Source organism: Nostoc sp. UIC 10890 (genome assembly GCF_054786515.1).
Genome location: NZ_JBSGKF010000001.1, coordinates 3276926 through 3291709, shown reverse-complemented (window position 1 = coordinate 3291709; position 14784 = coordinate 3276926). Strand labels below are relative to the sequence as shown.

At 42.6% G+C, this 14784-nt stretch carries 11 protein-coding genes; 6 read left to right on the top strand and 5 right to left on the bottom strand.

What is annotated here, in order from left to right:
* Positions 1–58: 58 nt before the first annotated feature.
* The gene (locus tag ACWATR_RS13315; protein ID WP_460332894.1) at positions 59–1579 is read left to right on the top strand and encodes an LCP family protein; all 1521 of its coding nucleotides are present in this window, start codon (positions 59–61) and stop codon (positions 1577–1579) included.
* A gap of 85 nt (positions 1580–1664) precedes the next feature.
* The gene (locus ACWATR_RS13310) at positions 1665–2171 is read left to right on the top strand and encodes a pentapeptide repeat-containing protein (protein WP_460332892.1); all 507 of its coding nucleotides are present in this window, start codon (positions 1665–1667) and stop codon (positions 2169–2171) included.
* Positions 2172–2189: 18 nt separating this feature from the next.
* Here ACWATR_RS13310 and ACWATR_RS13305 read toward each other — a convergent pair whose 3' ends face one another.
* Complete coding sequence (locus ACWATR_RS13305) at positions 2190–5207, bottom strand: GAF domain-containing sensor histidine kinase (RefSeq protein ID WP_460332889.1); 3018 nt, start codon at positions 5205–5207, stop codon at positions 2190–2192.
* 620 nt (positions 5208–5827) lie between these two features.
* Here ACWATR_RS13305 and murJ point away from each other — a divergent pair.
* The 3 genes from murJ to ACWATR_RS13290 all read left to right on the top strand — a co-directional run bounded on the left by murJ (position 5828) and on the right by ACWATR_RS13290 (position 8570).
* A complete protein-coding gene (gene murJ, locus ACWATR_RS13300) occupies positions 5828–7432 on the top strand; it encodes a murein biosynthesis integral membrane protein MurJ (protein ID WP_460332886.1) in 1605 nt (534 codons plus the stop codon).
* A 148-nt stretch (positions 7433–7580) separates the two neighbouring features.
* Complete coding sequence (locus ACWATR_RS13295; protein WP_460332883.1) at positions 7581–8093, top strand: outer membrane beta-barrel protein; 513 nt, start codon at positions 7581–7583, stop codon at positions 8091–8093.
* Positions 8094–8303: 210 nt separating this feature from the next.
* Positions 8304–8570: a hypothetical protein gene (locus ACWATR_RS13290; RefSeq protein ID WP_460332881.1), complete on the top strand. Its 267-nt coding sequence runs from the start codon at positions 8304–8306 to the stop codon at positions 8568–8570.
* A 53-nt stretch (positions 8571–8623) separates the two neighbouring features.
* Here the strand turns inward: ACWATR_RS13290 and ACWATR_RS13285 are convergent, their stop codons facing one another.
* The 4 genes from ACWATR_RS13285 to ACWATR_RS13270 form a co-directional block, all read right to left on the bottom strand.
* A complete protein-coding gene (locus ACWATR_RS13285; protein WP_460332878.1) occupies positions 8624–11509 on the bottom strand; it encodes a DUF3769 domain-containing protein in 2886 nt (961 codons plus the stop codon).
* A 195-nt stretch (positions 11510–11704) separates the two neighbouring features.
* Entirely contained in the window at positions 11705–11821 is a 117-nt protein-coding gene (locus ACWATR_RS13280; RefSeq protein ID WP_041566417.1) for a photosystem II reaction center protein I, read from the bottom strand.
* Between the two features lie 345 nt (positions 11822–12166).
* Complete coding sequence (locus ACWATR_RS13275) at positions 12167–12868, bottom strand: acyltransferase (protein WP_460332875.1); 702 nt, start codon at positions 12866–12868, stop codon at positions 12167–12169.
* A 648-nt stretch (positions 12869–13516) separates the two neighbouring features.
* Positions 13517–13645 (bottom strand): hypothetical protein, encoded by a 129-nt coding sequence (locus ACWATR_RS13270; protein ID WP_256091202.1) that lies wholly within the window; start codon positions 13643–13645, stop codon positions 13517–13519.
* A gap of 612 nt (positions 13646–14257) precedes the next feature.
* Here ACWATR_RS13270 and ACWATR_RS13265 point away from each other — a divergent pair.
* A complete protein-coding gene (locus ACWATR_RS13265) occupies positions 14258–14581 on the top strand; it encodes a hypothetical protein (protein WP_460332872.1) in 324 nt (107 codons plus the stop codon).
* The last annotated feature ends 203 nt before the right edge of the window (positions 14582–14784 follow it).

The window sequence follows — 14784 nt, the reverse complement described above, 5'->3', positions numbered from 1 at the left end:
CAATATTTGTAGCTTGGATTAACATACTTTTAGGGAGTGGTTGAGTGGGGAGATAATTGTGATAAAACAAGTCGAATGGTCGGAAAATCCGGTTACATCTCAGCAAGTAGTAGACTTTGAAAGTGAAGTGCGATCGCAGCAACTTCAACGAACGGAAAATCAAGTAACACCTGTACCAGTAGCCGACTCAGAGGAGGAGGAGGTCGAACTAAACCCACCAGCGAATCCGAACCGTAGCGTCGTCGAATCTGTGGGTGCAATTCCCAATCAGCTTTACGAGAGACTGGGCTTAACCATGCCTCGATGGCTGTTGTGGATTATGACGGTTGTTATCGGTGTCATTTTATCTGGGCTACTGGTATCAACTTTAGCGCTGTGGACTCCTTTGTGGAGCAACCTAGATCGAACAGATGAAGATTTAGGAACTGCTGGTAAAGACGAGATAAAAATCCCACTACCAGGCGAGTTATGGGGAAAACTCTCCCAGTACCAGCTTTCCCGACCGATGAATATTTTGATTATGGGGATTGAACCAGTCAGCGGTACGGTTGATGGCTCTCCAGAAAGCTTTGCTGGAAAAAGCGATTCCATGCTGCTGGTACGTCTTAACCCTAGTGAAAAATCTGTACGGGTGCTTTCCATTCCCAGAGATACGATGATTGCTATCCCCGAAAAGGGAGAAAAGGGATTAACTAAGGTATCTGATGCCAATGCCCAAGGCGGCCCAGTCTTGGCAGCACGGGTAGTTAGTCGTACCTTAAACAACGCCCCAATCCATCGCTACATCCGTATTTCTACCAGTGGCTTACGGCAGTTAGTCGATCAGTTAGGCGGAGTAGAAGTCTTTGTTCCCCAATCAATGGAATATAAAGACTCCAGCAGTCGGCTGTCAATTAATTTAGTCAGTGGCTGGCAAACCCTCAACGGCGAACAAGCAGAACAGTTTGCCCGATTCCGCGAACCAGGTTTGGGAGATTTGCCAAGAGTGCAGCGTCAGCAAGCACTAACAGCAGCATTGCTACAACGCCTCAATAGTCCCACTATTTTACCCAGGTTGCCTCAATTAACTCGCTTGATGCGAAAATACTTTGATACCAACCTGAAGATAGAAGAGATGATGGCGTTGGTGAACTTCGGTCTCAACCTAGATCGGGATAACTTCCAAATGACCGTGTTGCCTGGTACCTTTAGCCGTTTTAGCAAAGACCCTGATAGCTATTGGCTAAATATGACTGGACAACAGAGCCTGTTGAATGATTATGTTGGGGTAAATGTACCTGGTCTGAAGCCAGATATGCGTCAGGTTCCTAACCTCAAAATTGCTATTCAAAATGCTTCCAATCAACCTCAGCTAACTGAAAAAGTTATTGCTTATCTGAAACAGAAAGGCTTTACTAATATTTACAAAGTGCCTGATTGGCCAGATACCCAACGTCAAACTCAGATTGTTGTCCAAAAAGGCAACCGACGAGCTGGAGTTGATTTGCAAAAAGTCTTAGGCTTGGGTCAAATAGAAGTGTCTGCGATCGGTGATTTAGAATCTGATCTCACAATTCGGATTGGTAAAGATTGGAAATAGCTAAGAGTCATTAGTCATTAGTCATTAGTCATTGGTTAAATGACAAAGGACTAATGACAAAGGACTACTGACAAATAATAAAGTTATGAAAAAGATTTTATTGCGCTTTTTTGGTTTGATAGCGATTTTGATACTAGCCTTTTTGTGGATAATACTTAATCCTCAACCGGCTTTTGCTCAAATCAACACAATTAACTACAACAATATAAATTTAGAAAATCGTGACTTCTCTCATACTGATTTGGCAGGTGTGACTTTTGTAGCAGCAGAAATGCGGGGTACGAATTTCCAAGGAGCGAATTTAACCAACGCAATTCTGACTAAAGGCGTTTTGTTAAAAGCAAATTTGGAAGGTGCGAACTTGAACGGCGCTTTAGTCGATCGCGTCACTATGGATGGTGCTAACCTGAAAAATGCCATTTTTACAGAAGCAACTTTGACCCGCAGCCGCTTTTTTGATGCTGATGTCACTGGTGCTGATTTTACCGATGCTTTAATTGACCGTTATCAAGTGTCGCTGCTGTGTGAAAGAGCTGATGGCGTAAATCCAGTTACAGGTGTGTCAACGCGAGATAGTCTGGGTTGTAGGTAAAGAATCCCCGCGTTGAGCCTAAAAACCATTGGGAATTTCAATTAAAAACTCTGTTCCTTCTCCTGGTTTAGAAGAACATTTAATCTGACCATGATGTTTTTCAACTATTATTTGATAGCTAATAGACAATCCTAATCCTGTACCTTTACCTGGTTCTTTGGTGGTGAAGAAGGGATCAAACATGTGCGATCGCACTTCTTCTGGAATCCCAAGACCATTATCAGCTATTCTAATTACAATCTGGTTATGAACAGCTTGCGTACTAATCCAGATAGTTAAAGGTATTTTTGGACACGTTTGCAATAATTTCAAATACCTTTGCTGTATAGTGTTAAATTTTTCCTCTAATGCATCAATACTGTTACTCAAAAGATTCATAAATACTTGATTTAATTGCGCGGGATAGCATTCCAGCAAAGGGAAATCATCGTATTGTTTAACAATCTCAATAGCTGGGCGTTCAATATTATTTTTGAGGCGATGCCCTAAGATTAACAAAGTACTATCCAAGCCCTCATGAATATCTACTGGCTTTAATTCAGCCTCATCTGTACGAGAAAAGTTACGCAGCGATAGCACAATCTCACAAATCCGCTCTGTTCCTACTTGCATTGATTCAAGGGTTTTGGGTAAATCTTCGATGAGAAAGTCTAAATCAGTCTTGTCAATTTGCTCTTGGACAGTTGGCGACAATGAGGAATTTTGTTGGTAAAGTTTCACTACCTTTAGCAGTTCTTGAGTATATTCATTTAAATGAATAAGATTGCCAAAAATAAAACTGATAGGATTGTTGATTTCATGGGCAACTCCAGCCAGTAATTGTCCTAATCCTGCCATTTTTTCACCCTGAATTAATCTAGTCTGAGTTTGTTTTAATTCTTGCAAAGTTTGAGTAAGCTCTAAGGTTTGACGTTTAGTTTGTTCTAATAATTCCGCTTGCTGAATCGCTATTCCCAATTGCACCCCGACTTGAGCTAGTAAATTAATTTCCTCCTCTTTCCAATAACGCGGTTGCGAATTTTGATAAGCAACTAATAATCCCCATAATTTCTCACCTTCCCGAATCGGCACAAAGGTTTCATTACGCGGAAGTTCGTTATCGTCGTCTGTATCCTCAAAAGTTTCTATAATCGTTGGTTGGGTTTGTGCAACTGGTTTCCAACCATCTTTAAAGGAATCTGCCACAAATTTACCACTCCAATCAGGGTTGAAGCGGTAAATTGCAACTCGCTCGACTTCGAGCAACTCTCGCACAGCTTGAGTAGTGGTTCTAAAAATAGTTTTAATATCGAGTGACTGGCGGATTTTATCAATAGTTGCAGCCAGCAATTCTTGTCGTTCCATTGCTTTCTCGCGTTCAGTGGCTTCTGCTAACTGGACAACCTGTATTTGTACTTGCTTTAAATAAGAATCCTGTTTTAATGCGACTCCCAATTGCTCGGCTATTTGACTGGCAAATTCAATTTCAGAGGGTTGCCAGTAACGAGGAGCGGTGCATTGGTGAATACATAGCAATCCCCAAAGTTCGCCTTTTTTCAATAGAGGTGCGACCATATTTGCTCGCACTTGAAATTTTGCTAGGATTTGAACGTAGCAACCTGGAAACTTTCCTTGATAAATGTCAGCGATCGCATTTACTCGACCTTGGGCATAAAGAGGTGCAAAGTTTTCACCGAAGCAATAATCATAAACTTTTTCTGCTATTACCGAGCTACATTCAGCTACAACATCCTCAGAAATAAATTCTCCTTCCCAATCTTTTTGAGGGTCAAAACGAAATACTGCCACTCGGTCTGCTTGCAGCATTTGCCGCGCCTCGGTGACAGTGGTCTGGAAGATTGTATCTAAATCTAGGGATTCCCGAATTCGAGTAATTACGCTAGTTAATGTTTTTTGTTGCTCTGCTTGGTACTGAGCGTGTGCCAACAACTTATAGTGTCTCAAGGCCACACCAATTTGTATGCCGATTTTGGTTAGTGATTCGACTTCATAAGATTGCCATTGTCTGGGTGAGGCATTTTGGTAGGCAGCGATGATTCCCCAAAGTTGATCTCCTTGGAGAATAGGCGCAGTTGCAAAGGCTTTTGCTTGAAATTGCTCCAACAGCGTTATATGGCAGTCTGTTAATCCGGCTTGATAAATGTCATTAACTGTAAACGTCTGGTTGTTAACATAACGTCCGCCTTGCGTCTGTTGTAAATAAGTATCAGCGATCGCAGGCTCAATGCCAACTAAGGGAATCCAGTCTTCCTCAAATGATTCAGCAACAAAATTACCACTCCAATCTGGATTGAAACTAAAGATGGCAACTCGGTCAGCTTGCAGCAGCTTGCGTATTTCTTTAGTTGTGGTTTTAAAGATGGTTTCAATATCAAGAGGTGAGCGAATTTCATCGACAATCTGAGCGATTACTTGGTCGCGTTGAGCGGCTTGAGCCAATTTTGCGGCTTGTAATTGGACTTCATGGAGATGCTTTGCTTGTTGAATAGCAACGGCAAGATGGTCAGCAATTTGACGAATAAACTCAATTTCCGATTCTTTCCAGTCACGAGCCTGACTACACTGATGGATGCAAAGCAATCCCCACAGTTCCTTCTGGCGCGATAAAGGAACAACAAGGTTGGCCTTTACCTGAAATTTACTCAAAATTGCCGCATGACAATCACTCAGCCCTGCGTTGTAAATATCTGCTACTGCTTGGACTCGACCTTGTTGATAACTGGCAGCAAATTGTTCTCCAAAGCAGTGGTCGTAAACTTTTACTGCCATTGCTGAGTCCCAGCCAACTGCAACATCCTCAGAAACAAATTCTCCTTCCCAGTTTTGTTCACGGTCGAACTGGAAGACTGCTACTCGGTCAGCATTTAGCAACTGACGCACTTGTGTAACGGTCGTTTGAAAAATTGTTTCTAAGTCAAGAGACTCCCGAATTCGGACAATTACACTCGCCAAAGCCCTTTGTTGCTCTAGTTGCTCTTGAAGTTGAGCGCTTGACAAGAGAAGTTGATTTTCCGTGAAATTTGAATTGGGTTCCATTGCTCTGGATTATGTCGTTTTTATACAAGAGTTCCTAGTACCAAACTTCATGGTGTTAAAAATATGACAAACTGCAAATTTTTACAGTATTCAACTATTTTCCAGAAGATGGTTATTGCTATAGTTCCCGTTTCTTGATCTATCTTGTTAATTTGTTAAAAATAATTTTGGCTTGTACATAATAGAAGAAATAAATCATTAAAGGTTTTTAGTAAGCGGCTCAATACGCTTACTAGGAGCCAATTGAATTAAGCTTACATTGTGCGGTAATTTTGTTTTGAGCGTAGGCATCGCTTTGCCAAGGACGAACGCACTTAAAATCACTAATTTGTCAAAATTTACCTGACAGACTGCGGGATTTCAGGAATCACTAATTTTTCGGATATTATAATTAGTGTCTTGACCATCAATGCCACAAGCGAAAACTAAGCTAATCGGTATATGTTGCAAGAGGAAGATTTGGGTCTTGGGAACCAGGACTTCTGCCCTTGGAGGGAATGTCAGACTTTCTAGTACTACGGAGTCCTGGAGGCTATTCCCGATGAATTGGGAAGCCCCGTCCGCCTAGACGGCGGGGTAGTTCACAGTATGCACTCTGCAAGAGTTGTCGGATAATATTCGTGACACAACAAGACCAAAAACCCTCTCGTTCTTTCGCTGGAATTGCTGGCATTGTTGCCGCAGCCACATTAATTAGTAAAATTTTCGGTTTAGTGCGGCAGCAAGCGATCGCTGCGGCTTTTGGTGTTGGTGCTGCTGCCACTGCCTATAGTTATGCCTATGTTATCCCTGGCTTTCTATTAATATTACTTGGTGGCGTAAATGGGCCGTTACACAGTGCAATTGTCAGCGTTTTAGCGAAGCGGCGGCGAGAAGAAGCGGCTCCCCTAGTGGAAACCGTGACAACGCTGGTGGCTGGAGTGCTGTTGCTGGTGACAGTCGCTCAGATTTTCTTTGCGGATACGATCATTGATTTAGTTGGTCATGGCTTGGAGGCGACAACCAGAGCGATCGCCATTCAACAACTCCGCATTATGGCACCGATGGCTTTATTCTCAGGATTAATTGGCATTGGCTTCGGTACTCTCAATGCAGCTAATCAATATTGGTTGCTCTCCATCAGCCCTCTGTTATCCAGCATTACCGTTATTATCGGCATTGCTTTCATGACCATGCAAGTGGGCAAGGACATTATCAAGCCAGAATACGCTTTAATCGGTGGTATGGTCTTAGCCTGGGGAACCTTGGCAGGAGCAATTCTCCAATGGCTGGTGCAGCTAATTGTTCAGTGGCGGTTAGGATTAGGTACGTTACGCCTGCGGTTTGATTTTAAATCCCCAGGTGTTCAAGAAGTGATTAGAATCATGACTCCGGCAACAATTTCTTCCGGGATGATGCCAATTAACTTTGCTACTGTGCTTTATTTTGCCAGTCCTATCCCTGGTGCTGCTGCTGGCTTTAACTATGCCAATTTGCTAGTGCAAACTCCTTTAGGGATTATTTCTAATATCATTTTGCTGCCTCTGTTACCAATATTTGCCAAACTTGCCGAACCAGAAAATTGGGACGATCTGAAAATACGTATTCGTCAGGGACTCCTACTTAGTGCTGTCACCATGCTACCTCTAGGAGCGTTGATGGTAGTGCTATCTGTACCTATTGTCCAGGTAATATATGAGCGGGGTGCTTTCAAGCAAGATGCTACGCAGCTAGTTTCCGAGTTGCTAATTGTTTACGGTATTGGGATGTTTGCTTATTTGGGGCGTGATGTCTTGGTGCGGGTATTTTATGCCTTGGGTGATGGACAGACACCTTTTCGCATCAGTACCTTTAACATCTTTCTCAATGCTGCGCTCGATTGGATTTTAGTTGGGCCTTTTGGTGCTCCTGGTTTGGTGTTAGCAACAGTGGGTGTAAATTGCAGTTCCCTGTTGATGCTGTTATGGTTACTCGATCGCAAACTGAATGGTTTACCTTGGCGTGAGTGGAGTTTGCCAATTCTGGGTTTGACTGCTGGTAGTGTGGTAGCTGGGGTGGCAAGCTATGGAACTTTAGTTGCAACGCAACAGTTGTTAGGTAAAACGGGTTTAGTGGTTTTGCTGTTGCAGTTATGTATCTCTGGCTTCGTGGGAATTGCGGTGTTTGCTGCGATCGCTTCATGGATGAAAATACCAGAGGTGAATATTTTCACATCTCGTCTACGTCAACGCTTTTTAAAAAAATAACTTTGAATTGCTCAGTGGGTACACCCAAGTAGGTGAGAAATAATTCAGCCAATCGGGTGAGCCAGGTGTGCGAGGTTACATTTTGTAAAAAAAGAGATTCTAGTACTAGAGAACATTGACTTTAACTAACTCTGGTGAGAAGAATCCTATGAAACTTACAAAATTAGCTGCCTCTGCACTTGCTGTTGCTTCCATTGTCCTTTCAGCCGGCATTGCATCTGCTCAAACAGCTGGTACTAACGGTAACTACATTGGTGCTGGTGTTGCAGCTGGTGCAACCAGTGGCGGACAAGGAAACGATGGAGCACAATTTGGTGGCAATATTCAGGGACGTTACGCCATGCCCAATGCGCCTGTTTCACTGCGGGGTTCTGTGCTGTATGGTGGTGATGCTGCTGCAATTATGCCCATAGTGACTTACGACGCGCCCATCGCCAGAAACACTAACGTTTACTTTGGTGGTGGTTATTCTTTTGTAACTGACGAAGGTCAAAAAACCCCATTGGGCAATCAGAATGCACCTGTAGTCACCCTTGGTATTGAATCAGAAGTTAGCAACAATGTCATCGCCTATGGCGATACTAAATGGGGCATTGACGCCTACAGAAATAGTGATGCTGATGCCGTCAGCTTCCAAGCCGGATTAGGCTATCGTTTCTAGTGATTACGAGCTAGAAAATAGCTTATTCGGAAGCGAAAGCAATGATGTTTGCCAGCCGTAATAGTAATTCATTCTGTCATGCCTGAGTATAAAAACTCAGGCATGAATCATTTTTATTGATGATTTTGATAAAAAATGATATTGGCTATTCTCAATAGTTTTTCTTAAAGTTAAATTACCAATTTTGAATATGTGTAAAAGATATTACTCATGGAAAAGATTAATCCCATTCCCGAAATACTTGGTGAAACAACTGACGTAGAATCTTGGCTGATTCGAGCAGGCCTAAGATTTTCAGACTTAGGTGATGATGCCGCCAGCATAGCAATCCGCAAGCAATGGCGAGAGTACCAAGCCGTAGTTCAAAGATGCTGTGTAACCCTACACCAACCACCTTCACGTGTTCAACTAGGTGGCGACTATGCCAACCTGAGAATACCTGGCGGTGGATCAACCAATTGTGCGATCCGCTGTTGAGTCGTCCCAAGTCCTTAGACTGGGCAAAAAATAGACAATTTATTCAGCAAGACCTAATTATCCTGTTGCACGCCGCCCACTACTGGCTTAACTTCCGAAAATGGATCAGTGCCGCCACCCCAGTTAAAATCACTAATTCGGAAGCTGATGCCGCCTAACTCCAACACCGGATTGTAACGTAAGGTGATGCCATAGGTACGGCGGCTATATTCCAAAATGTAATCGGTGCTACTTTCTCTACCAGTATCCAAGTTCACAGATGTTTGAAAGCCTAAGCGAAAAGGGCCGTAGATTTGCTGTGATATCCCAGCGCTCAATACTTTGTTATCAACGGAGCGGTCAAACAAAAAGGGTGATAATCCGCTATTTAAGCCTTGAGAAAAACTGACATTAAAGGCGGTATAGTCGAAAAAAGGTCGAGAAAAATGACCAATTTGCCCTTGTAAGCCAATCGTACCAGTTAGGGTGCTTTGGTTATCACCATTGGTATAAGAACTGGTAGTGCCTGTAAGGCTAGCGATCGCTAGCAAGTAAGGAACTACAGGCGTAGCCGTGTATCGTAATCCCTCAGTGGCAGTGGATGGTAATGGTTTTCCCTGCCACAGCAACAGCCCTCTACTGAGGGTAGCACTTCCTTGTACACGACCAAGTGAGATGCGATTGTTTTCCCGTACTGGTTCTAGCAAGTCTTGGCGATCGGTGTTGGCATCAATATACTGGGCACTTGCCTGGTAGTTGAGGTTGATGCCACTTTTTCCTAAAGGAATTACAGGAGAGCTAATAATGCCGCCAAAACTGCTCTGGACAGTTTGAAAACCCAGAGTACCGTTGTAGAGACGATCGCGGTAGTTATATTGCACATTCAATGTGTGGGGAAGAGAAGTGCCTAATGTTTGGCTCAGTCCTAAATTCACTCGCAAATTTTCTTCCACGTCATTCAAGTTAAAACTAGTTAACTCCCCAGTTCCCTGAATTATCGTCCGTGGACTCAAAACAGATTTTATCTTGGTCTTCACTGCAAAGAGTGCGCCTAAATCACCCGTGCCTTCTTGCACAGCTCTCTGTAATAATAACTGGGGCGTGATCGTCCAACGAGTTTGCTCTGTATCGATTATTGGAAAGCCACGCTCAATATACAAACCTCCCCGATCTTCTCCATCGTAGCCGGGGGAGACGATTGCAGGTGAAACGTCCCGCTCTCGGCGGTCAATAGTACGCTCATTCAGGGGAATTGGTAAGGAGACTGTTTGATCCAATACCAAACGCTGCCCCTGTGTCCTGATCCGGTCTACCAAGGGTGATTCTCGCGTCAAAGTTACTGTATTTGCGCGTAATTCTAATTCTGGAGGCGAAAACGGATCGTTGGTGATGCGGACATCCCTTGCCTGCCAGCCTTGCGGATAAAAGTCAATTTGTTCAGCTTCAAATCTGAGCCGATTGACTGCACCCCCAGCTTTCGGTGGCGGGATGTTGCTAGCGTCTGACTGACCACCAATTGTCACATCAATTCCTCCAGGGCTACTCACACCGGAAAGGGGTTGATTGGCTCTAATGCGATCGCTCGGCGGACGTTTTGAAACTCCACCAGCACTTATAGCTGTGGGTGAAAAAGCAAAATCTGTTTGTGCTGAGGGTACATAAATTTCTCCTCTACCATTTTCCAGTTCCCCACTATCTTGAACAAAGTTATAGGTAAAGCGTTGTCCGCGCAGTATTTGATCGCCCCGTGTTAACGTTACATTGCCTTCTCCCGCAGCAATCAAGTTGTCCAAATTGACTTGCAGGCGATCGGCATCTACCACTGCCCCATCAAATCGCACAATTACATTACCTACAGCTGTAATAATTCGCCTTTGCTCGTCATACTCCTGGCGATCTGAAGTGACTTCCACAATTCTCGGCCCGGTTGGCGGCGTGGTAGGTGGTGCAGTTGTACCAGATGGTTGACCTTGTGGTTGATTAGTAGTGTTGTCCTCTGGTGTCGGCGTTGGTGCTTGGCTTAGTTGCTGAACTTGCGACTTGAATTCTACAGTGATGGGCACTGAGAGTTGGTTTGTCGGGTTGCGAGATGTGAATTTTATAAAATTTTGTACTGATTCAGAACTCGGCGCAAGATCAGCAGCAGATACAGAGATATTGTCTCTAACAGGAGACTGTTGTGCAGTAATATCAGTTTGCTGTTTTTGTGGAGTTAACTTCTCAGCTAAAATTTCCGCCTTGGACTCGACTAATTTGTTGTTGGTGGGAATTGGAGGAATTTGAAGAGGGCGCGGAGATTGGGCAACAACAGGAATAAAGCTACCAGAGTCCAAAAAGGTTTGTTTTTTTCCACTAGAGTTGGAAATTGGCGTAGACGCAAAGCGGCTTGTCGTTAGATATCGCTCACCGAGTTTTTCAGAAGGTTTACCTTTTGCGTCTAGATGGGAAGCCTCCGCTCCAACTTTTTTTGGCAACTCAGTGGCTTCTCTTTCTATCTGCCGTTTACGCAGCGCCGATCTTAGAATTTCCGAGTGCCGAACGCCGACGCTCGAACTTATCTTTGTGTCTTCTTTCTCTTGGCGATTAGAGGTTTTAACCTCCTGCGTGGAATGACCAACGACGAGTGACTGCCCCAAAAGTGCGGCGGTTCCAGAATCGGTAAGTGGGGAAGTTTCTGGTGGGAAGATTTCTGGTGAATGAGGTACAGAGGGAGTTTGGGCAACTACCAAGTCATCCTGAGTTGAATTGATCGGAGTTGGTAATTGCAGATCACTTTTGGTGTTGTCCGCAATTGCCAACTGGGCCAAAAGCTTGGGCTGCTTGGATTTGTCTGTCTTTTCGTGTATTCCAGTATCTACACCTGAAAGAAACTTTGTATGACTAGCAGATGAGGTGGGATTTACAGGTTGTAAAGATTCAACGATAGGAGGCGGATCGGGTGGCAGAACTGGATGAAGCATATTTGAGCAAAATCGGGCTAACAAACAGCCAAATGACGAAGGAAAGGTTAAACATACATTTTGCCTTCCGACTGTCGCCTTCTGCTATCTACAGCAAGCTACCTGGAGGAAGAAACTTACTAAGCGTAAATTAGTAAGTTTCCGTGGCGTTTAGTATTTTCCGCCTTCCAAAGTCGCGGATGATTTATCGCCCTTTTACTCTAAATCCCGACGGCCGGGGTTACGAGCGGGATCGTTCGACAAAAATCCGAAGATGAAGATAGTTACGAAGAAGGCAACAACAATATAAACAGCGATTTTTAAAGTCAGCATAGAAATATCTCCAACGGGTAAAACAAAGAAAGCTTTTCTTTCGGTATCTGCCATGCAGAAAAGATAGCTACTTTATATTACCCAAATCTCGTCCCTTTTTTAGAGGACTCTGGGGACTGGGGATTGGGGAGTGGTGGTGTCTATCCTATCCTACGCTTATTGAGAATAGTGCAAGATACTCAGTTGTCTGACTTTTAGATGCCCTTAGGAAATAACTCAGAGACTTTTTACTCCTGTGACGTTGACTAACGGCAAAAGTTTCTAAAAAAAAGGATAGGTTACAGAGGAAATAATTACTATCCCCAGTCCCCAGTCCCCATTCCCCATTCCCCATTCCCCATTCCACTATTTCTCAGCTTGAACCTTTGCTAGATCTTTGCCAATTCGGTTTTTGATTACTCGTGCAGGTATACCGACAGCAACGGAGAAAGGAGGAATATCTCTATTGACAACTGCTCCCGCACCAATAACGCTTCCTTTGCCGATAGTAACGCCATCTAATACTGTTACTCCATGTCCTAGCCAACAATCATCCTCAATTACAATTCCCTTACGAGTAACACCTTGGTATTTAATCAGCTTCATCGGATCGGCAAAATTATGATTATTGGCATATATCCCAGAATGGGCAGCAATCAAGCAGTGTTTACCAATTCTAATGTCTCCTGGTCCCTCAATACACACGTTAGGAGCAATAAAGGTGTCTTCATCAATACGTATAGATGTATCTTCCAAAGACCCTATATCAACGTTACGCTCAATAGCGACTCTATTTCCCAGATGAATTCTATTATTTTTGTGTCCTCTAGCATCCATCCGCACACCCTTGAAAATATAGACTCCACTGCCTATCTCAATACAAGAAGTACCGTTAAATTCAACACCATTTTGAATATATACTGGGCTGCCTATCTGGGCAAAAATACTCCGATATCCCAAATTACGCAACTTTGGCCCCAGAATAAGTGTTGGAATATCTCCTAACACCGTAGTTACTAAAAGTTCTTGCACGCGCTGCAACTTTGAAAAATATTGCTCGTTATGCATGGCTACATATCTCTTAAATCAATTGTTGGTGACAGTGTTGAAAGTTGTTTTGGCTGTATCCTAATCTTCTGCCAATACCAACGGTGTTAGTATTTATTAACACAGGAAGTAAATTGGCAGTATTACCTAAATTCCCCAATATTTTTAGATGGTTTTCCAATATTTGAAAAACCAAATTCTGGCTTTGACTAGGTGAGCAATTCTCGCACTTAGGTGTATAGAATTACTCAATTGATATGCACAATTGTGTTAAGTCTTTAGAAGCTTTTATACTATATGTATGTACGTAAAAATTGAGCTTCTTTTTAACCAGTTCAATTAACAAAACAATTTAAGTGCATTGCAGAGTCAAAACTCAGACTATTAAATTGTCTGATGGGAAAATTTGCTGGTTTAGGTAGGATACTTTTTTGGTTATCCGGCAAATTTGAAAAGCTTTTTACGTAACTAGGGATAGAGTTATTTACCTTGAGGCTATTTACTCTCAAGCGGTTTTAGTCTTTTAAAAAAACTCAGTTCCACAAGCTATTTGCAACAAAAAATACATTTAACTAGACTATATTCAAAGTTTAGATAAAATTTATGCCTAGCATAACAATGTAATTATTGTTGGATTTTTCTGGGTATTTTTGCCCAAGTAAAACCCAATTAGGGTGGATTATCTCCCACATCAGCCATCACATTGAAGTTAACCATCGGTGCAAACAAGTAAGCGCTTCCCCGACTGCTATGACGGCTTTCTTGCAACGAATTTCTAGAGTATGCTGCTCCAATCATGTTGCACACGGATGATTTACACACTAGCCAATTCACGTTTGTAATTAAATGAATTGCTTTTAATAACAATTGTTTTTAACGATAACACATTTTATTTTTAGTGGAACACTCTCATGAAATAAGTTGATTTCTAGGCTGCTTTTTGATGAGAATACTGGAAACTAGTTAACTTTTTTACGGGAGTGATGCCTGCGGCGGGTAAAGTCTACGCTACTCTGAAATAATTGTATACACCTAGATACAATCTATTGAAGACGGTGAATTTAAAAAATGCTGTAAGTGGTTAATTAGTATTTTTGTCTATATTTCTACAGTTACTTATGCAAGTAATTTTATGATTGGGTGTTAAACTCAGAATGATATCTACTATACTTATGACACTCTATTCCTGAAAAAGCTAAAAATTTTCCTCTTCTCTATTACTTATATCTAAAAGTTTGTAAATCACCCATTCGGGTGAGCCAAGCGGGTGATGTGTCCTTGGTAGTACTTGTTATAAATTTTATTAAAAGAAAGCTGAAACGTAGCTTAGTTTCCAGGAGAAGCCCACAAAATAACATCAAATTGCTCGAATTGAGGTATCGGTTTTAACTCACACACTTGGTTCAAATTATGGCTTTAATTAAAGAAATTGTGCAACAAGCTCTAACTATCGGCTATCTAAGTGTTGTAGCCGAAGACCAAATCCGATCGCAGCTTCAAAGTAATTATGACTCAGAAGACCTAGATGCCTGGATCATTTTACAGCGAGCTATTGTGGCGGGTGATGTCAAACAAGAGTCGCGCCGAAAAAAAGCTTCCCTCTCTCCTAAAGCCAAAGACGCTTCATCAAGTATCAAACTTGCTTATCAAATGGCAGCTGAGATTGCTTATGCAGCCGCTGTAGCTCTAACGATGACAAAGAATACTAAAGATCAGCCTTCATTAGGTGCATAAGATGACACCCTAATAGGTTATTTTCCTGCTTTAGTATCAATATTTAATACCAAGTAGTTAGCGTAGGCGTAGCCCGCTGTAGGCATCCCTTTTCCTGCTTAACTGCTTGGTACAGTTTTCAATCCGATTATTGATGGCATTTACGTTCTGCCTTATCTACAACACTCTGCGGATCTACCTATTGCCTTCTGACAGCGCTTCTT